The sequence below is a fragment of the Microvirga lupini genome (genome assembly GCF_014191055.1).
Taxonomy (GTDB): domain Bacteria; phylum Pseudomonadota; class Alphaproteobacteria; order Rhizobiales; family Beijerinckiaceae; genus Microvirga; species Microvirga lupini_A.
This window is the reverse complement of record NZ_JACHWB010000008.1, coordinates 67,395-84,233: the sequence shown is the minus strand read 5'-3', so window position 1 is coordinate 84,233 and position 16,839 is coordinate 67,395. Positions and strand designations below refer to the sequence as shown.

Genomic DNA, 16,839 nt, shown 5'->3' with positions numbered 1-16,839 from the left:
TCCGGAAAGCCTCGTGCTATAGACGGCCCATGATCCGCTGGCTCATCCTCATTCCCTTCGCGCTCCTCATCGCCGTCGGTGCGAGCGGCACGTTCTTCCTCGTCGCCTCGGTGTTCGATCCGGTGATGGCGCTGCTGACCGGCGACACGCTCTTCGTCGGCTTCTGGTCGCTGATCGATGCGGTGTTTGCGGCCGAGGATCCCGGCCCTATCGTGGAGGACGCGTTCCTGGCCGTCGGCCGGATCATGTTCACGCTGCTGATCTTCCCTCCGCTGCTGGTCGCCATCGTCAGCGAGGTGCTGGGGATGCGCAGCCTTCTCTGGCACATGCTCGCCACCGGCATATTGACGGCGGCGGTGCCGTGGATCCTGCGCGGACAGGCGCGGATCGCCAGCCCAGAGGAGCTGCATGTGAGCTTCGTGCTGGGGCTTACCGGCGCCGTCGCCGGTTTCGTCTATTGGGCGATCATCGGCGGGCGCGAGCCGAGACGGTCCGAGCCTACCGCGCCGTCGTCAGGATCTTGACGGCGAAGACCGAGAACAGGCCGGCGAAGGAATAATCGATCCCGCGCATGAACCTCGGGTGGCCGCGCAGGAGCGAGATCACCTTGTCGGCGCCCAGGATCATGAGCGCGCCCATCGGGGTGTTCAGCGCGACGAAGTAGAGGCCGAGGAACAGCAGCTTGTCGGCCGCATGCGGATCGCTCGCGTCCACGAATTGCGGCAGGAAGGTCACGAAGAACAGCACCACCTTGGGGTTCGTGAGATTGATGCCCACTCCCATGAAGAAGGTCTTCCAGAACGAGACCTCCGCCCGGGTCTCCTCCTTCACATTCAGAGCCGAACCGTGGCGCACGGCATCGAACGCCATCCAGAGCAGGTAGAGCGCGCCGACGATCTTCAGCACGGTGAAAGCGGTCACGGAAGCCGCCAGGAGGGCCGAAAGCCCCAACGCCGCGAGCAAGGTATGGATGCAGCATCCCGCCGTTGCGCCCAGCATCGAGGCCATGCCGGCCTTGCGCCCGCCCGCCATGGTCTTCGCCAGGAACAGGCTCATGTCGGGACCCGGCGTGATGAAAAGCAGGATCGCCGCCACCGTGTAGGCGAGGAGAGTGCTTGTGTCAGGCAGGAAGGTCATGGGGCGATTCCGGGCGAAAACGGCAAGATCATGCCTCAATCCGGTGTGCACGGCCACCCCAAAGCCGCTTGTTGAAACGCCGCCCCTGCTCCATGTGTTGATCCGGGTGGGGTAAGAAGAACCCAGAAGATCGCGAAAAGGACCGACATGACCGCATTGCTCTCAGCCGCCCGGATCCGCTTGGGCCTCATGGGCCTGATCCTGGCGTTCGGATTGTCGGCCTGCGGCATCAACAACGTCCCGACCCTGGAGGAGCAGGCCAAGGCAGCCTGGAGCGAGGTACAGAACCAGTATCAGCGCCGGGCCGATCTCATTCCCAACCTCGTCGAGACGGTAAAGGGCTTCGCCCAGCAGGAGCGCGAAGTGCTGACCCAGGTGACCGAAGCCCGCGCCCGCGCCACGCAGGTGCAGGTCGATGCCTCCACCGTCACGGACCCCGAAAAATTCCGTCAGTTCCAGGAGGCGCAGAACCAGCTCTCCGGGGCGCTGGGCCGGCTGCTCGCCACCGTCGAACGCTATCCGGAGCTGAAATCCAACGCCAACTTCCTGGCCCTGCAGTCGCAGCTGGAGGGCACGGAGAATCGCATCGCCGTTGCCCGGCGCGACTACATCTCATCCGTGCAGGCCTACAACACGGAGCTGCGCACGATCCCCGGACGCTGGATCGCCGGCATTCTCTACCCCGAAGCCAAGCCCATGGAGACCTTTGCCGCGACTGCCGGATCGGACCGCCCGCCGCCAGTGAAATTCTGACGGTATGTCAGGCGCGTTGTCTTTCCGCTTGCGTGAGAGGGAGAGCCGGGCGGCGCTCCTCATCGCCCTGCTCCTCCTCTTCTCCCTCCCTGCCCTCGCTCAGACTTTCCCACCGCTGACCGGCCGCGTGGTCGATGCAGCGGGCCTCCTGAAGCCCGAAGAGCGGGCGGCGCTGGAGGCGAAGCTCAAGGCGCATGAGGACAAGACCACGGACCAGGTGGTGGTCGCGACCCTGCGCTCGCTGGAGGGGTATGAGATCGAGGATTACGCCAACCGCCTGTTCCGGCACTGGCAGATCGGCCAGAAGGACAAGGACAACGGCGCCCTGCTCCTGGTGGCGCCGCAGGAGCGGAAAGTCCGCATCGAGGTGGGCTACGGGCTTGAGGGCGCCCTCACCGACGCCCTTTCGAAGGTCATCATCACCACGGCCATCGCGCCCCAGTTCCAGAAGGGCAATTTCGCGGGCGGCATCGAAGCGGGCGCCGATGCCATCCTGTCGATCCTCACGGGCGATGCGGAAGAATGGCAGCGCCGGGCCCAGGTGCGTGAGGACAACACCACCACCATCGATCCCGTTATCGCCTTTATCATCCTGTTGATCCTGTTCTTTCTGATCTCGCGCCTGATGGGCGCGGGCCGCAGGCAGGGGATCCGGCGAGGCCGCCATGGTCCGTGGATCGTCACCACCGGCGGGTGGGGCGGCGGTGGCTGGTCGGGTGGCGGTGGTGGAGGATGGTCCGGCGGGGGAGGCTTCTCGGGAGGAGGCGGCTCGTCGGGCGGCGGTGGCGCTTCGGGGAGCTGGTAGATGATTTCAGCCAAGGAGCAGGCCCGACTGGCCGGCGTGATCGGGGACGTGGAGGACGAGACCTCCGGCGAGATCGTTCTCGTGATCGCCGAGCAGGCCGGGCACTACCGCGCCGTCCCGCTGCTCTGGGCGATGCTCGCGGCGCTCGTCACGCCCTGGCCGCTGATCTGGCTGACCGGCATCGGCACCTCGCGCATCTTCCTGATCCAGCTCGCGGTGGCGCTCACTTTAAGCCTCGTCCTCTCCTGGCCGAAGCTGCGCTTTGCCCTGGTGCCGCGCTCCCTCAAGCATAACCAGGCCCATGAGGCGGCCTCGCGCGAGTTCCTGCGGCGTGGAATGACCCGCACGCGGGGGAAGACCGGCGTGCTGATCTATCTGGCCCTTGCCGAGCGCCATGCGGAGATTCTGGCCGATACAGGCGTGGCGGACCGCGTCGATCCGGGGATCTGGGCCGGCATCGTCGCGGACCTGACGGCAGCGATCCGCAACGGCCGGATGATCGAGGGGCTGGAGCAGGCCCTCCGGCGCACGGGCGCGATCCTGGCCCGGCACGCCCCTCCCCGCCTCGACGACGTGGACGAGCTGCCCAACAAGGTCATTCTGCTGGATTAGAGCGTCGGATGGATCCCAAAAGGGCCTTCCACTTTTGGGGCCGATGCTACAGACCCGGCCCCTTCGCCGCGCCAAGGATAAGACCGGGCCGGGCCGCGTCCGTGCCTTGGAGGAGCACCACATAGGTGTCGCCGCCCTGGCGGGCCATGTCGAGCGGCACCTGGAAGCGAGCGGAACCGCCGCGCCACTCGCCGACCCGGTTCAGGCCGCGCACCACATTCGCGTAGGTGATCGTCTTGCCCTTGTTCTCACCGCGTTCGATCGGCACCGTCTGGGATTTCAGCACCGGCAGGATCCAGATTTCGGCCTCCCGCTGTGTGGTGTCCGGGGTCTCCTCGATGGCGATCGAGACCGTGCCGTTCTGTTCGTTCAGGACGACGTTCACCGGCAGGGTCCTGCGCCCCTTGGTGGTGACCTGGATCGCCTTCTCGATCTGCGCCCGGTCGGACCCGATGGAGGATTTCTTGCCGTTGACGATCATCTGCGGCGTGAAGACCTGCCGGTCGTTGCGGGAATGGGCATAGGCCTTCTGGCGCTCGGTGAAGGCCACGTGGGCAAGGGTATCCTTCCAGCCGAGATAATCCCAGTAATTCACCGGCAGCGACAGGGCGACGATATCGGACTGGCGGGAATATTCGACCAGAAGCTCGTCCGCCGGCGGGCAGGAGGAGCAGCCCTGGCTCGTAAAGAGCTCGACCACCGCGCGTGGTGGTTCTGCCAGAGCGGGCTGCAGGAACGCGGCCAATCCAAGAGCCGCCAGCGTCAATCTCAATCGGAACACCATGATGCCGCCATCGAACACGAATTCCGCCTCAAGGTGAACTCACGTTACCTTGAGCGCCAGCGCATCGTGCGAAAAAGTGGATCCAGTTATTCGCTGATGCGGCCCTTCGGGTCGCGCACGACGATGCGCATTTCAACGATCGGAGCATCGGATCAGATCCCAAAAGTGGATTCCACTTTTGGGTCCGATGCTTTGGCAGGCACCCGCCAGCGGCGATGCATCCACAGCCACTGCTCAGGATATTCCTTCACCCATTCCTCCACCACCGAGGTCATGGCCTGCATGGCGCCCTGCACGTTGATCTGGCCATCCGGATCGCGAGGCAGTTCCAGAGGCGGCGTGAGCTGGAGGCGGAAGCGATGGTTCGGCAAACGGATCACCCTCACTCCGTGAACCGGGCAGTCGAACCGGCGTGCGAATTTTCCCAGGATCGGGTTCACCAGGGCCGGGCGGCCCATGAAGTTGACGATCACCCCGCGGGTGAAATGCTGGTCGATGAGCATGCCGAGATGCCCACCCTTCTCGAGCGCCCCCTGCATGGCAAAGGCCGCACCCTGCCGGGCCGCTTCCAGATTGCCCATGGTCTCGCTGCGGATCTCGTGCAGCACGCGGGCGATGGCCGGGTCGTTGGGCGCGCGGAACACCGCCGTGGTGTCGAGCCCGAAGCGGGCGGCGCAGATGGCCGGCAGCTCCCAGTTGGCGAGGTGCGCCGAAAAGATCAGACCCGGCTTGCCGTCGTCGCGAAGCTTAAGGAAGTGATCGATCCCATCGACCTCGGTGCGGCCGGGGATCTCGCTGTCGGGATCGAAATCGAACAGGCGCCCGAGATGCGGATATTCACCGCCTGTTCGGCCGAGATTGTCCCAGGCGGCGAGCGCCAGCGCCTTCATCTCGGCTTCCGGTTTCTCCGGGTAGACGGCGCGGATGTTGTTCAGAGCCGTCTTGTGTGCCTTGAGCAGGGGGCCGAAGGTACGGGTGATCGCAGCGCCTACGGCACCGGAGCGCTCAGGACCCAAGGCACGCGCCAGGCCGAAGACGCCGCGCACGACGCCGACCATGACCGTCTCCGTGAGGCGCGAGACAAGGCTGCGGGGACGGTGGGGCTGCTGCACGTGGTATCTGTCCTGCGATGGGGAGCTGGCTTAAAGGCCGGCTGAAAAGAAAAGGCCCCGCGTCTTTTTCGCGGGGAGCCCGTTTCGTCAAGATCTGGGGTCGCGGCGAATTGTTCTAAAGGCCTTATGGCGGGTCAGAACGTCACGATCACCTTGCCGAAAACCTTTCTGCCCTCGAGCCGCTCAAGCCCCTGTTGGAACTCGTCGAGGGGGAAGACGGCGTCGATCACCGGCGTCATGCCCTGAGCCATCTTGTCCAGGGACTGGCTGATGTTCTCGATCCGGCAGCCGAAGGACCCAAAAATCCGGTATTGCTGCTGGAAGAGCTGCATCAGGTTCATGGTGGCGGACACGCCCGAAGTCGACCCGCAGGTGACGAGACGGCCGCCCCGCTTGAGGCACAGGAGCGAGCCGTTCCAGGTTTCCGCGCCCACATGCTCGAACACCACGTCGACGCCCTTGCGCTTGGTCAGCCTGCGCACCTCGCCCTCGAAGCGCTCGGTGCGGTAGTTGATCACGTGATCGGCGCCCAAGGCCTTCGCCTTCTCGCCCTTCTCGTCGTCGCCCACGGTCGTATAGACCGTGCAGCCGATGGCCTTGGCCATCTTGATCGCCGCCGTGCCGATGCCGGACCCGCCCGCATGGACCAGGATCGACTCGCCGGGCTCGAGCTTGGCGTTGTCGAACAGCATATGCTGCACGGTGCCGAAGCCGATGGGCGCGCAGGCCGCCTGCTCGAAGCTGACGCCCTTGGGGACCGGGATCACGAGCCGCTCCGGCCGGTTGATCAGCTCGCGGGCGAAGCCGTCGATATGGAAGCCCATGATGCCGGCGACATTCTCGCACAGATTGTCCCAGCCTTTGCGGCAGGCCGCACAATGGCCGCAGGTCTCGGCCCCGTACATGGTGACTGGGTCGCCCGCCTTGAACCGGGTCACGCCCTCGCCCACCGCGGCGATCTCGCCCGAAGCCTCGACGCCCACGGCCTGGGGCATCTTTCGCTTGGCGAACGCCATGCCGCGAAAGCCCCAGACATCGAGGAAGTTCAGCGCCAGCGCCTTGACCCGCACCTGCACCTCGCCCGGACCGGGCGGCGACGGGGCGTCGATCTCGGTGATGCGAAGGTCACGGTCGCCGAAGAGCTGGAGGGAGCGCATGAAAGAATGATCCTGTTCATCGTCATCCCCGGACTTGTTCTGGGGACCCATGTCTTAACCTTGCTGGAAGACGTGGATGGCCGGGACAAGCCCGGCCATGACGCGGAGAAATTGTTTGCGGCGGCTTAAAGGGCGCGAGAGCGTATGGCAAGTTTCCTGCCGACATCGCGCGTCATCCCGGACGCCGCAGGCGATCCGGGATCGCCATCAGAGCAAGGCGCTATTCTCGTCGTGCGATCCCGGGTTCTGCTCTGCAGCCCCGGGAAGACACTGTTTTTACCGATGCACGCCCAGCATGGACGTCAGCCCGCCGTCGATGGGCAGCACCGCGCCGGTGATGTAGGCGGCGGGCTCGCTCATCAGGAAGGCCGCGAGGCCCGCAATCTCCTCCGGCTTGGCGAACCGCCCGGCTGGGATCTGCTTTTCCATGTTGTCGCGATAGGCCGCGTAAGGGGCCATCATGTCCGTATCGATGAAGCCCGGGGCGATCACGTTGACGGTGACGCCGCGCTTGGCGGTCTCGACCGAGAGCGTGCGGCAGTAGGAGATCAGCGCGCCTTTCGAGGCCGCATAGGCCGCATTGCCGGGATTGCCCTGGAGCGCCGCCACCGACCCGATGGCGACGATGCGGCCCTGCTTGGCGCGGATCATGCCGCGCATGAGCGCCTTGGCGATGCGGGTGAGCGACCAGAAGTTCACCTGCATGGCGGCTTCGGCCTTGTCCTGCTGCATCATGGCGGCGAGCGCATCGTAGGGCTGGCCGGCATTGTGGATGAGCCCGAAGAAGCTATCGCCCTCCAGCATCTCGCAGAAGGCCTCGAGGGCGGCCTTGTCGGCGAGATCGACCTCATGGGCCTTGATGGTGCGGGCGGGATTGGCCTGCATCAGATCGTCGGCCAATGCTTTCGCGGCATCGCCGGATGAGCGGTAGGTGAAGTCGACGTCGTGGCCGGCGGCCACGAGCGCCCGCACGATGGCAGCGCCAACGCCCTTGCCCCCGCCCGTCACCAGAACCCGTGTCATGATCTCAAGCCCCTTTCGGCTCGGCCCCGAAGACGAGGCAGGTGTTCTGGCCGCCGAAGCCGAAGGAATTGGAGAGCACGTAGGACACGCTGGCGTCGCGGGCGACGTTGGGCACCACGTCGAGGGGAATCGCCGGATCCGGCACCTGATAGTTGATCGTCGGCGCGATGCGGCCGGTGCCGATGGTCATGAGCGACATCACCGCCTCGACCGCGCCGGCGGCGGTGAGCGTGTGTCCGATCATCGACTTGTTGGAGGAGATCGGAACGCTCGCCATGCGCTCGCCGAACACGGCGGTGCAGCTCATGGCCTCCATCTTGTCGTTCTCCGGCGTCGAGGTGCCGTGGGCGTTGATATAGTCGATGTTATCCGGCGCGAGGCCCGCATCGGCCAGGGCTTCGCGGATCGCCGTGATGGCCGGCATGCCGTCCGGCGAGGAGCGGGTGCGGTGGAAGCCGTCGCCTTTCTCGCCGCAGCCGAGCACGTAGCCGAGAATCTTGGCGCCGCGCGCCCTGGCGGATTCCGCGTTCTCCAGCACGAGGGCCGCTCCGCCCTCGCCCATGACGAAGCCGTCGCGGTTCTTGGAGAAGGGCTTTGACGCGCCCTCGGGGTTCTCGTTCTGGGTCGAGAGCGCCGACAGCAGGGAGAAGCGGATCAGCGATTCCGGATTCACGGAGCCGTCGGTGCCGATGCACAAAGCCGCATCCGTCTCGCCCCGGCGGATCGCCTCGACGCCGAGCTGGATCGCCGTGGCGCCGGACGAGCAGGCGGTCGAGAGCGAGATCGGCGAGCCCCTGGTGCCGAAGCGGTCGGCGACCCGGTCGGCCACCGTGCCGAAGATGAACAGGTCGTGCCAGGATTTGAACTCGCCTGAGGCCGCTGCCTTCAGCAGGTCCTTGTAGGTGACATCACCCTCCTGACCCGAGGCCTTGGCGAGCGCTTCGCGCTGCGGCCATTCCATCTCGACCGGCGGCACGGCGATGAAGAGGGCACCCGGGAAGTCGCTGGAGGCCAGCCCCGACTGCCCTACCGCCTCCTCGGCCGCCAGCATGGCGAGCCGTTCGGACAGCATGGGGGCGCAGAAGGGCTCCACATCGACCGAGTCGATGGTGCCGGCAATCGTGGTGCGCAGGCCCTCGGTGGGGAAGCGCTCGATGCGGTGAATGCCGGACTGGCCAGCCGTCAGAGCGGCCCAGGTGTCGTCCTTGCCCTGGCCGAGGGACGTGACCACGCCCATGCCGGTGACGGCAACGAGCGGGCGGCCTTTCGTGTCGCGAAGCGCCATAGCCTTCTCCTCAAGCCTTGGTGAGCCGGATGGCGCCTTCGCCGCGCCAATGTCCGATGGAGGTGACGAGCACTTCACCGGCCTTGCCCCCCGCGATCAGGCCCGCGGCCAGGGCGACGCCGATGGGCGCCTGGGCCTCCATGGTGTGGCCGACGAGATCGCCGGTTGCATGGACGGCCGCGCCCGGCGCGATGTCCTTGAGGGCGGCCTGCTCTTCGTCCGTGATGCCCTTGATGCCCGTGGCGCCGGACAGCACCAGATCGGGCTTGGCTCCAAGCTGCTGCGAAAGGCCATGAAGCGCGCCCTCGACGCTGCCCGGCTTACGGCGGCTGCGGTCGGAGGCGACGCCCGCGATCACCGCAAGGGGCTTTGCGCCGCGCGCGGCGGCGTGCTCGCGGGATTCGAGCACCAGGAAGCAGCCGCCCGATCCGAGGATCATGCCGCCCTCCGCGGAACGCTCCCAGACGGACGCGTAAGGCTTCTTCCAGAGGAAACCGCCCATCTCGTAGATGAGGAGCACGTCGGGGCGCTCGGCATTGTACGAGCCGCCGACGAGGAAGATGTCGTCCTGGCCCGAGGCGATGCGCTCGCGGGCGATGCGGATGGCATCGACGCCACTCGATTCCTCGCCCATGAAGGTGCGGGAGGCGCCCGTGACTCCATGGACGATGGAGATGTTGCCGGCCAAGAGGTTCGAGAGCTGCGCGAGAAACAGCGTCGGGCGCAGGTCGCCCATCAGGCGCTCGTTGAGGAAGACGCCGGGATTGTCGGCCTTCCGCAATCCGGTCAGGATCTGCCCGTCGACGGCGTAATCGCGCTCGCCGCCGCCGGCCGAGACGATGAGCTGCATGCGGCTCTTCAAGGCCGCATCCTCCTTGGCGCCGGCGGCGTCGAGGGCGAGGCCAGCCGCATAGCAGCCGAGCTTCTGCCACGGCTCCATCTGGCGCTGGTCGGATTTTTTGGGGATCTGCCGGTCCCATTCGAGGGTTACCGCCGGGTGCACCGGGAAAGGCTCGAAACTGGTCGCATCCGTGTTCGGAGCGCCGCCGGCAAGCGCCGTCAGATGCGCCTCCAGGCCTTCTCCGGCCGAGGAGACGAGGCCCACTCCCGTAATGACGACATCCCGCATCAGACACTCTCCTCCAGGAGGCCGATGCGCTTGGCTTGAGCGCGCATCAGACCGTCCATGCCGTCAGGAAAGGGCATGATCCGGAAACGCAGCTCCGCGTCGCAGATCGGTTTGCCCTCGGCCGTGATCCTGGCCTTCGTCACCGCATAGCCCGAGCCTTCGTGCTCCAGCTGCGCCGTGACGGTGAGCACCGTACCCGGTCCGACGAAGGTGCGAAAGCGCGCCTTGTCGACTCCCATGAGGAACGGCATGTGGGTGAAGCCCATGAGGCCCAGCACGAGATAGCCGGAGGCCTGGGCCATGGTTTCGGTGAGGAGAACGCCGGGCACGAGAGGGTGGCCGGGGAAATGCCCTTCGAAAACCGGGCTTTCCTGCGGGACCACGGAGGTCACCTCGATCCGCTTGGTCTCGCGGTCGAGGCTCGTCACCCGGTCGATCATTTCAAAATATTCGAGGCGCATCCGGCTCTCTTACCCTCTTGCTCCCGGCAAGTTCAATGGGAAGAGAATCCATGAGGCGGGGCGCTTGATGGATCGCCTCTTCGGACCGGCTTCAATCGGCCGGCCCGCCGGGATAGTTGTCTTGTCTTTTAAGCCTGCTTGGCGGCCACCAGCGCGTCGATGCGCGCCACGAGGTTCTTCAGGACGAAGTACTCCTCGGCCGGAGCCTTGCCCTCGTTCACTTCCTGGGTCCACTGCTCCAGGGGAAGCTTGATCCCGAAGGCCTTGTCGATCGCGAACGCGATATCGAGGAAGGCGAGCGAGTCGATGCCCAGATCCTCGATGGCGTGGCTCTCGGGGGTGATCTGCTCGCGCGGGATATCGGCGGTCTCTGAAATGATGCCGGCGACGGTCTCGAAGGTGGACGACATGACGCCGCTCTCCTGAAGTGATTGGTCTCAACGATACAGCGCCGGGAAGCCCTGAAGCCCGGTATCCAGCCGCTCTTTTCGCCAAGGAGGGTTGTTTCGAAACGCACCCCTTACACGACAGGCCGCAGGGCGGCAACCGATTGGTTGCATTCCCGTGGGCTCCCTGAAGGTGAAGCTCGGGAAATTTCACCCGCGGCGATGATCAGAGGAGCGGGTGATTGATTAATCCTTACTCATCGTCGATAAGGACCGCCCTGAACCTCGACCTGAATTACCTTACATTTTAACGGATTGCTGATTCAACGTGCTCAACAGGTTCCGCCGACCTGCCGTCCGCCGCGCGCGACGCATGGCCCGCATTGCCCGATGGAATAGGCCGATCGAGGGTACGTTCGGCCGTCTGCAGGCCTGGACCAACATGCTGCTGGTCGATCATGGCGTCTTTCGCCTCTTCTACCTGAACAAGCACCGGGTCACCGAGCGAGTGTGGCGCTCCGCCCAACCCGCTCCGCATCAGATCGCGGCGCTCAAGGCCGAAGGCGTGCGGACCATCGTCAACCTGCGCGGCGGCCGGGAGCACGGCTCGTGGCAGCTCCAGAAGGACATGTGCGACCGCCTCGGCATCAACCTGGTCGAATTCGTCGTTCGTTCCCGGGGCGCCCCGGACCGCAAGACCCTGCTCAGTGCCAAGGATTTCTTCGACACGATCGAATACCCGGCGGTTCTGCACTGCAAGTCGGGGGCCGACCGGGCCGGCTTCGTGGCCGCTCTCTACCTGATCGTCTATGAGGGCAAGTCCATCGACGAGGCCCAGCAGCAATTGTCCATGCGCTATGGCCATTTCCGGTTCTCGAAGACCGGCATCCTGGACGCGTTCTTCGACCTCTACCGCCGCGAGGGCGAAGCCAAGGGGATCCCGTTCCTCACCTGGATCGAGACGCAGTACGACGCGGACGATCTGGAGCGCAATTTCCGCCCCGGCTTCTGGTCCCATCTGCTCGTCGACAGGATCCTGCGGCGCGAATAGGCCGCAGGAGGTTGTTTAGGACATTGCCAGGCTGGGCTCGCTGTCGTCGGACAGCTGCAGGCGGTGCAGGCGAGCATAGGCGCCCGCCTTGGCGATGAGAGCCTCGTGCGTACCCGTTTCCGCAACCCGGCCCTTTTCCATCACGACGATCTTCTCCGCATTGCGGACCGTCGAGAGGCGGTGGGCGATCACCAGGGTGGTGCGGCCCTTCATGAGCTTGCGGATGGCATCCTGCACCAGCCGCTCCGATTCGGAATCGAGGGCGCTCGTCGCCTCGTCGAGGAGCAGGATCGGCGCGTCCTTCAGGAAGGCGCGGGCGAGCGAGATGCGCTGGCGCTCACCGCCCGACATGCGGCCGCCGCCCGGCCCGACCACCGTGTCGTAGCCTTCCGGCATCCGGATGATGAAGTCGTGGGCCGCCGCCGCCTTGGCGGCGTTCACGATCTCCTCGTCGGAGGCGCCGGGCCGTCCGAAGGCGATGTTTGCCCGGATCGTATCGTCGAAGAGGATCACATCCTGGCTCACCACCGCGACAGCCTGCCTCAGGCTCGCCAGGGAGACGTCGCGCACGTCCTGCCCGTCGATCAGCACGGTGCCTCTCGTCGCGTCGTACAGGCGCGGCACGAGGGACAGGAGCGTCGACTTGCCCGAGCCGGAGCGGCCCACCAGGGCCGTCGTCTGCCCGGCCTCGGCAACCAGATCGACATGGTCGAGGGCCGCCGCCTCTCCATCATAGGAGAAGGACAGGTCCGCAAACCGGATCTCGCCGCCGGTCAGCCGCAGGGGCTCGACGCCCGGCTTGTCCTGGATCCGGGGCGCCTGATCCATCACGTCGAAGGTGCGCTGCAGGGCGGCCGCGGCCTCCTGGACGATAGCGTTGAGGTTGCCGAGCGCCCGGACCGGATGCGCCGCCATGACGAGGGCGCTGACGAAGCCGGTAAAATCGCCCACGGAGCTGGCGCCCGAGAGAATGCGCTGACCGATCAGCATCAGGACGATCGCCACGGCGAGGCCGCCGCCCGTCTCGAGCACCGGATCCATCCGTCCGCGGGCATTGGCCGCCTTCATCTTGAGGCCGCGGACGTCGTCGAAGGTCCTGGCGGCCTTGGCCTTCAGATAGCCCTCGAGCCCATAGGTCTTGGCGATGCGGGTGCCGGCAAGGCTCTCGGTGATGAGGCTCGCCATGACGCCGGTCTGCTCCTGGGTCGAGGCGGCCACCCGGCGCAGCTTCCGGCCGATCTTGCTGACCGGGTATGCGAAGAAGGGCGCGATCACGGCCGCCACGATGGTCAGGACCGGATCGATCCAGAGCATGGCGGCGATCAGGGCGATGAGGGTCGTCGACTCGCGCAGAAACACCGTAGAGAGGCGGGTGAGCGCCTCCCGGATAAAGGAGAAGTCCGTGGTGAAGCGCTGGGTGAGGGCCGCCGGGCTCTCGCGATCGATCTGGGAGATATCGGCATCGATCATGTGCCCATAGAGGGCCGTCTGCATGTCGGCCTCGATCCGGGTCACCACCTTGTTGGTCAGAACGGTAAGCGCCAGCAGCGAAAAGCCCTTCACGGAGGTCACGGCGATCACGAAGAGCGGGGCCAGCATGATGGCCTGCGCATCCTTGACGTCGAAAGCGTCGAATGCCGCCTTGATCAGGACCGGGTAGAGGCCGGTCGAGCCGGACACCAGGGCGACCAGCAGGACCACCACGGCGAGCGTCTTCCGATGCGGACGCATCCAGTCCCGCCACAGACGGCTGATCAAGGGAAGGGTATCCCCCCGAAGGATGCTCTTGGACGCCATGGACTCTGTGAAACCCCTGATTTGGTAAGGCCCGCGGTTAGCATGTGAACCATTCGGCCGCAAATCTTTCGGAATAGTTTCAGAGCCTCAGCGATGCTTTGCCGCTCTCCGGGCAGCGCGCTGCGGCCCCTCGACAATCCATCCTTTCCCATGGCTGTATGGCAGGATCTTAGGAGAGGAAGAGGCCATCATGACATTCGAGACTTGGCTCGCCTTCGCGGCGGCCTCCGTTATCCTGCTGGTCATTCCTGGGCCGACGATCCTGTTGGTCGTATCCTATGCCCTCGGCCAGGGCTGGCGCACGGCTCTGCCCATGGCCGTGGGAGTGGCGCTCGGCGATTTCACCGCCATGGCCCTGTCGCTCCTCGGCCTCGGAGCCGTGCTCGCCGCATCGGCCACTCTGTTCACGATTCTCAAATGGTGCGGTGCCGCCTATCTCGTCTGGCTGGGAATCAAGCTCTGGCGGGCCGGCGGCACCCTCGATGCCAAGCCGCGCGCCGATGCGGCCTCATCTCTCAGGATGCTGGGCCATGCCTGGATCGTGACGGCGCTCAACCCGAAGGGCCTGACCTTCTTCGTGGCGTTCCTGCCCCAGTTCATCGATCCTGGGCTGCCTCTCCTGCCCCAGGTCGGCATCTTCGCGGCAACCTTCCTGACGCTGGCCGTTGCGAACGCCTTCACCTACGCGCTCATCGCTTCACGGGCGCGCGGCATGGTGCAGAGCCCCCGGACCATGCGCGTGATCAACCGAACCGGCGGTAGCCTGTTGATAGGCGCCGGTGTTGCAGCGGTAGCCCTGCGCACAGGGCAGACCTAAGGCTGAAGCCGGTCACACGGCCTTCAAATGCCGGATCGGGCGGCCGGGAGCGATCATCTCGGCGGCCGCGATGATGCCCTGGGCGTCGATGCCGAAATGGCGGTAGAGGTCCTTGACCGTCCCGGTCTGGCCGAAATGCTCCACGCCTAGCGAGCGGGTGCGATGGCCCATGACCGAGCCCATCCAGGCGAGCGTCGCCGGGTGGCCGTCGATCACCGTCACCAGACCGCAATGGGGCGGCACGTCGGCGAGCAGACGCTCCACATGGGAACGGGCATGAACAAGGCCGCGCTCGCGGGCGCGGTGCGCCGCCGTCCAGCCGGCATTGAGCCGGTCGGCGGACGTGATGGCGAGCAGCCCAACGTCGCGCCGGTCCTCGGCCATGAGCCCCACCGCTTGAATCGCCTCCGGCGCCACCGCGCCCGTATAGGCCACGACCACCTGAGCGTTCGGGCCGGGTTTCCGGAGCCAATAGGCGCCGGCCATGATGTCGTCGGCCAATTCCGGCGTCATCTCGCGCTGCGGCTGCTCCAGGGTGCGGGTGGACAGGCGCAAGTAGACCGAGCCGCCGGTCTCGTCGCGCAGCCAGGTTCTCTCGTTCGGCTCACCTTCGCCTTCGCGCTGCATGTAGTCGAAGGCCCATCGCATGATCACGGCGAGTTCGTCCACGAAAGCGGGCTCGAAGGAGGCCAGCCCATCCTGCGCCATGCCGACCAGCGGCGTGCCGATGGACTGGTGCGCCCCTCCCTCCGGAGCCAACGTCACGCCGGAGGGCGTGGCGACGATCATGAAGCGGGAATCCTGGTAGCAGGCATAGTTCAGGGCGTCGGCCCCGCGATAGATGAACGGGTCGTAGAGGGTGCCGATGGGCAGGATCCGCTCGCCGAAGAGGGAATGAGACAGGCCGAGGGCCGAGAGCACGATAAAGAGGTTCATCTCGGCGATGCCGAGCTCGATATGCTGGCCGGATGGCGAGAATTCCCAGTTATAGGTGGAGGGAATCCGCTCCTTCTTGAAGGTATCGACAAGGCTCTCGCGGGCATAGAGCCCACGCCGGTTCACCCAGGCGCCGAGATTGGTCGAGACGGTCACGTCCGGCGCCGTGGTGACGACCCGCGCGGCGAGCGGGCTGTCCGCGCGCGCCAGCTCGTTGAGGATGAGGCCGAAACCCTGCTGGGTCGACATGGCCGGATTGGCCGGGAAGGCTAGCTTTTCGGGCACCGGCACGGGCGGCGCGGCATAACGGCGGGTGCCCTTCTGGATGAAAGGGACCTCGCTCAGGAAGCGCTCGATCTCCGCCTGGGATGTCTTCATCCCTTCGAACTTGTCCCATTCGTGGCCGGGGCGCACACGTTGCGTCTTCTGCCAGGACTCCATCTGGGAAGGCGTCAGCATGCCGGAATGGTTGTCCTTGTGGCCGGCGAGCGGCAGGCCGAAGCCCTTGATGGTGTAGGCGAGGAAGCAGACCGGGCGATCATGCTGGCGCGCCTTCTCGAAGGCGTCGAGCAGGCTCGGGAGGTCGTGACCGCCGAGATTGGCCATGAGCTCGGCCAGCTCCTCGTCTGAGCGTTTCTCGATGAGGCGGGTGACCGGCCCCTGGTCGCCGAGATCGTCGAGCAGGCGCTTCCTCCAGGCGGCGCCGCCCTGATAGGTCAGGGCGGAATAGAGCTGGTTGGGACAGGAATCGATCCAGTCGCGAAGCTTGTCGCCGCCGGGCTCCTTGAAGGCCTCCTGCATCAGGGAGCCGTGCTTGAGCACCACCACGTCCCAGCCGAAATTGCGGAAGAGCGCCTCGAAGCGCTGCCACAGGCCCTCGCGAATCACCGCGTCGAGGCTCTGGCGGTTGTAGTCGATGATCCACCACGTGTTGCGGATGCCGTGCTTCCAGCCCTCGAGCAGGGCCTCGAAGATGTTGCCCTCATCCATCTCCGCATCACCCACTAGAGAGATCATGCGGCCTTCCGGCTTGTCCTTCGCCCAGCCATGGGCCTTCACGTAATCCTGCACGAGGCTGGCAAACAGCGTCTGGGCGACGCCCAGTCCTACCGAGCCGGTGGAGAAATCGACGTCGTCGATGTCCTTGGTGCGGGACGGATAGGATTGCGCACCCTTGTAGCCGCGGAAATTTTCCAGCTTCTCGCGGGTCTGTCGGCCGAAGAGATACTGGATCGCGTGGTAGATCGGGCTGGCATGGGGCTTCACCGCCACCCGGTCCTCGGGGCGCAGCACCGAGAAGTAGAGCGCCGCCAGGATGGTCGAGAGGGACGCGGAGGAAGCCTGGTGCCCGCCGATCTTCATCCCGTCCTCATTGGGACGCAGATGATTGGCGTTATGAATGGTCCAGGTGGAGAGCCAGAGCACCTTGCGCTCGAGTTCCTTCAAGATGCTCAGGTGCCGTGCGTCAGCCATAGGGTCCCTCCCGGTTTTGCCGAGATATACGCCCAATGGTTTTCCGAAGCGAGGCCCCAGGTTCGGACAGGATCTTGAAGAGAGGCTGAAAAAACGAAAAGCCCGCCTGATGGCGGGCCTT

18 protein-coding genes are annotated in these 16,839 nt (G+C 65.6%); 7 read left to right on the top strand and 11 right to left on the bottom strand.

Annotated features, from left to right (window positions below):
* Positions 1–29: 29 nt before the first annotated feature.
* Positions 30–524: a hypothetical protein gene (locus FHR70_RS21125; protein ID WP_183453943.1), complete on the top strand. Its 495-nt coding sequence runs from the start codon at positions 30–32 to the stop codon at positions 522–524.
* Here FHR70_RS21125 and FHR70_RS21120 read toward each other — a convergent pair.
* A complete protein-coding gene (locus tag FHR70_RS21120) occupies positions 499–1,137 on the bottom strand; it encodes a LysE family translocator (protein WP_183453941.1) in 639 nt (212 codons plus the stop codon). The two genes, FHR70_RS21125 and FHR70_RS21120, sit on opposite strands and share 26 nt — an antisense overlap.
* Before the next feature lie 147 nt (positions 1,138–1,284).
* On the opposite strand from FHR70_RS21120, the gene FHR70_RS21115 reads away from it, so the two are divergent.
* From FHR70_RS21115 to FHR70_RS21105, 3 genes are read left to right on the top strand one after another with little or no spacing between them, the layout of a single operon-like run.
* On the top strand, positions 1,285–1,890 hold the full coding sequence (locus tag FHR70_RS21115; protein WP_183453939.1) for a LemA family protein: 606 nt from the start codon (positions 1,285–1,287) through the stop codon (positions 1,888–1,890).
* A gap of 4 nt (positions 1,891–1,894) precedes the next feature.
* Positions 1,895–2,695 (top strand): TPM domain-containing protein, encoded by an 801-nt coding sequence (locus FHR70_RS21110; protein ID WP_183453937.1) that lies wholly within the window; start codon positions 1,895–1,897, stop codon positions 2,693–2,695.
* Positions 2,696–3,307, top strand: a complete 612-nt coding sequence (locus tag FHR70_RS21105) for a TPM domain-containing protein (RefSeq protein ID WP_183453935.1) — start codon at positions 2,696–2,698, stop codon at positions 3,305–3,307.
* Between the two features lie 46 nt (positions 3,308–3,353).
* Here FHR70_RS21105 and FHR70_RS21100 read toward each other — a convergent pair whose 3' ends face one another.
* The 3 genes from FHR70_RS21100 to FHR70_RS21090 all read right to left on the bottom strand — a co-directional run bounded on the left by FHR70_RS21100 (position 3,354) and on the right by FHR70_RS21090 (position 6,360).
* Positions 3,354–4,109: a DUF1223 domain-containing protein gene (locus FHR70_RS21100; RefSeq protein WP_183453933.1), complete on the bottom strand. Its 756-nt coding sequence runs from the start codon at positions 4,107–4,109 to the stop codon at positions 3,354–3,356.
* Between the two features lie 134 nt (positions 4,110–4,243).
* Entirely contained in the window at positions 4,244–5,203 is a 960-nt protein-coding gene (locus FHR70_RS21095) for a lipid A biosynthesis lauroyl acyltransferase (RefSeq protein WP_343058859.1), read from the bottom strand.
* 134 nt (positions 5,204–5,337) lie between these two features.
* On the bottom strand, positions 5,338–6,360 hold the full coding sequence (locus FHR70_RS21090; protein WP_183453931.1) for a zinc-binding dehydrogenase: 1,023 nt from the start codon (positions 6,358–6,360) through the stop codon (positions 5,338–5,340).
* A 6-nt stretch (positions 6,361–6,366) separates the two neighbouring features.
* On the opposite strand from FHR70_RS21090, the gene FHR70_RS24425 reads away from it, so the two are divergent.
* Entirely contained in the window at positions 6,367–6,489 is a 123-nt protein-coding gene (locus FHR70_RS24425) for a hypothetical protein (RefSeq protein WP_281381411.1), read from the top strand.
* Between the two features lie 147 nt (positions 6,490–6,636).
* Here FHR70_RS24425 and FHR70_RS21085 read toward each other — a convergent pair whose 3' ends face one another.
* From FHR70_RS21085 to FHR70_RS21065, 5 genes are all read right to left on the bottom strand, one after another.
* Positions 6,637–7,383 carry an SDR family NAD(P)-dependent oxidoreductase gene (locus FHR70_RS21085; protein ID WP_183453929.1) on the bottom strand — a complete coding sequence of 249 codons (747 nt, stop codon included), beginning with the start codon at positions 7,381–7,383 and terminating at the stop codon, positions 6,637–6,639.
* A 4-nt stretch (positions 7,384–7,387) separates the two neighbouring features.
* On the bottom strand, positions 7,388–8,668 hold the full coding sequence (locus FHR70_RS21080) for a beta-ketoacyl-ACP synthase (RefSeq protein WP_183453927.1): 1,281 nt from the start codon (positions 8,666–8,668) through the stop codon (positions 7,388–7,390).
* Between the two features lie 10 nt (positions 8,669–8,678).
* A complete protein-coding gene (locus tag FHR70_RS21075) occupies positions 8,679–9,797 on the bottom strand; it encodes a beta-ketoacyl-ACP synthase (protein ID WP_183453925.1) in 1,119 nt (372 codons plus the stop codon).
* Positions 9,797–10,258 carry a 3-hydroxyacyl-ACP dehydratase FabZ family protein gene (locus FHR70_RS21070; protein WP_183453923.1) on the bottom strand — a complete coding sequence of 154 codons (462 nt, stop codon included), beginning with the start codon at positions 10,256–10,258 and terminating at the stop codon, positions 9,797–9,799. The genes FHR70_RS21075 and FHR70_RS21070 overlap by 1 nt, the downstream gene beginning before the upstream one ends.
* 128 nt (positions 10,259–10,386) lie before the next feature.
* Positions 10,387–10,668 (bottom strand): acyl carrier protein, encoded by a 282-nt coding sequence (locus FHR70_RS21065; RefSeq protein WP_009490841.1) that lies wholly within the window; start codon positions 10,666–10,668, stop codon positions 10,387–10,389.
* 304 nt (positions 10,669–10,972) lie between these two features.
* Here FHR70_RS21065 and FHR70_RS21060 point away from each other — a divergent pair, with 304 nt between their 5' ends.
* Positions 10,973–11,695: a fused DSP-PTPase phosphatase/NAD kinase-like protein gene (locus FHR70_RS21060; RefSeq protein WP_183453921.1), complete on the top strand. Its 723-nt coding sequence runs from the start codon at positions 10,973–10,975 to the stop codon at positions 11,693–11,695.
* 15 nt (positions 11,696–11,710) lie between these two features.
* On the opposite strand, the gene FHR70_RS21055 is transcribed toward FHR70_RS21060, so the two are convergent.
* Positions 11,711–13,492, bottom strand: coding sequence for an ABC transporter ATP-binding protein (locus FHR70_RS21055; protein WP_183453919.1), 1,782 nt, complete (start codon positions 13,490–13,492; stop codon positions 11,711–11,713).
* A 190-nt stretch (positions 13,493–13,682) separates the two neighbouring features.
* Between FHR70_RS21055 and FHR70_RS21050 the strand changes: the two genes are divergently transcribed.
* Positions 13,683–14,309, top strand: a complete 627-nt coding sequence (locus tag FHR70_RS21050; RefSeq protein ID WP_183453917.1) for a LysE family translocator — start codon at positions 13,683–13,685, stop codon at positions 14,307–14,309.
* A gap of 12 nt (positions 14,310–14,321) precedes the next feature.
* Here the strand turns inward: FHR70_RS21050 and FHR70_RS21045 are convergent, their stop codons facing one another.
* Positions 14,322–16,718, bottom strand: coding sequence for a transketolase-like TK C-terminal-containing protein (locus tag FHR70_RS21045; RefSeq protein ID WP_183453915.1), 2,397 nt, complete (start codon positions 16,716–16,718; stop codon positions 14,322–14,324).
* Positions 16,719–16,839: the final 121 nt, after the last annotated feature.

Bases quoted from the DNA above. Each gene is read 5' to 3' on its own strand.
- FHR70_RS21125 (WP_183453943.1), top strand. From the start codon at position 30: ATGATCCGCTGGCTCATCCTCATTCCCTTCGCGCTCCTCATCGCCGTC.
- FHR70_RS21120 (WP_183453941.1), bottom strand. From the start codon at position 1,137: ATGACCTTCCTGCCTGACACAAGCACTCTCCTCGCCTACACGGTGGCG.
- FHR70_RS21115 (WP_183453939.1), top strand. From the start codon at position 1,285: ATGACCGCATTGCTCTCAGCCGCCCGGATCCGCTTGGGCCTCATGGGC.
- FHR70_RS21110 (WP_183453937.1), top strand. From the start codon at position 1,895: ATGTCAGGCGCGTTGTCTTTCCGCTTGCGTGAGAGGGAGAGCCGGGCG.
- FHR70_RS21105 (WP_183453935.1), top strand. From the start codon at position 2,696: ATGATTTCAGCCAAGGAGCAGGCCCGACTGGCCGGCGTGATCGGGGAC.
- FHR70_RS21090 (WP_183453931.1), bottom strand. From the start codon at position 6,360: ATGCGCTCCCTCCAGCTCTTCGGCGACCGTGACCTTCGCATCACCGAG.
- FHR70_RS24425 (WP_281381411.1), top strand. From the start codon at position 6,367: ATGATCCTGTTCATCGTCATCCCCGGACTTGTTCTGGGGACCCATGTC.
- FHR70_RS21085 (WP_183453929.1), bottom strand. From the start codon at position 7,383: ATGACACGGGTTCTGGTGACGGGCGGGGGCAAGGGCGTTGGCGCTGCC.
- FHR70_RS21080 (WP_183453927.1), bottom strand. From the start codon at position 8,668: ATGGCGCTTCGCGACACGAAAGGCCGCCCGCTCGTTGCCGTCACCGGC.
- FHR70_RS21075 (WP_183453925.1), bottom strand. From the start codon at position 9,797: ATGCGGGATGTCGTCATTACGGGAGTGGGCCTCGTCTCCTCGGCCGGA.
- FHR70_RS21070 (WP_183453923.1), bottom strand. From the start codon at position 10,258: ATGCGCCTCGAATATTTTGAAATGATCGACCGGGTGACGAGCCTCGAC.
- FHR70_RS21065 (WP_009490841.1), bottom strand. From the start codon at position 10,668: ATGTCGTCCACCTTCGAGACCGTCGCCGGCATCATTTCAGAGACCGCC.
- FHR70_RS21055 (WP_183453919.1), bottom strand. From the start codon at position 13,492: ATGGCGTCCAAGAGCATCCTTCGGGGGGATACCCTTCCCTTGATCAGC.
- FHR70_RS21050 (WP_183453917.1), top strand. From the start codon at position 13,683: ATGACATTCGAGACTTGGCTCGCCTTCGCGGCGGCCTCCGTTATCCTG.
- FHR70_RS21045 (WP_183453915.1), bottom strand. From the start codon at position 16,718: ATGGCTGACGCACGGCACCTGAGCATCTTGAAGGAACTCGAGCGCAAG.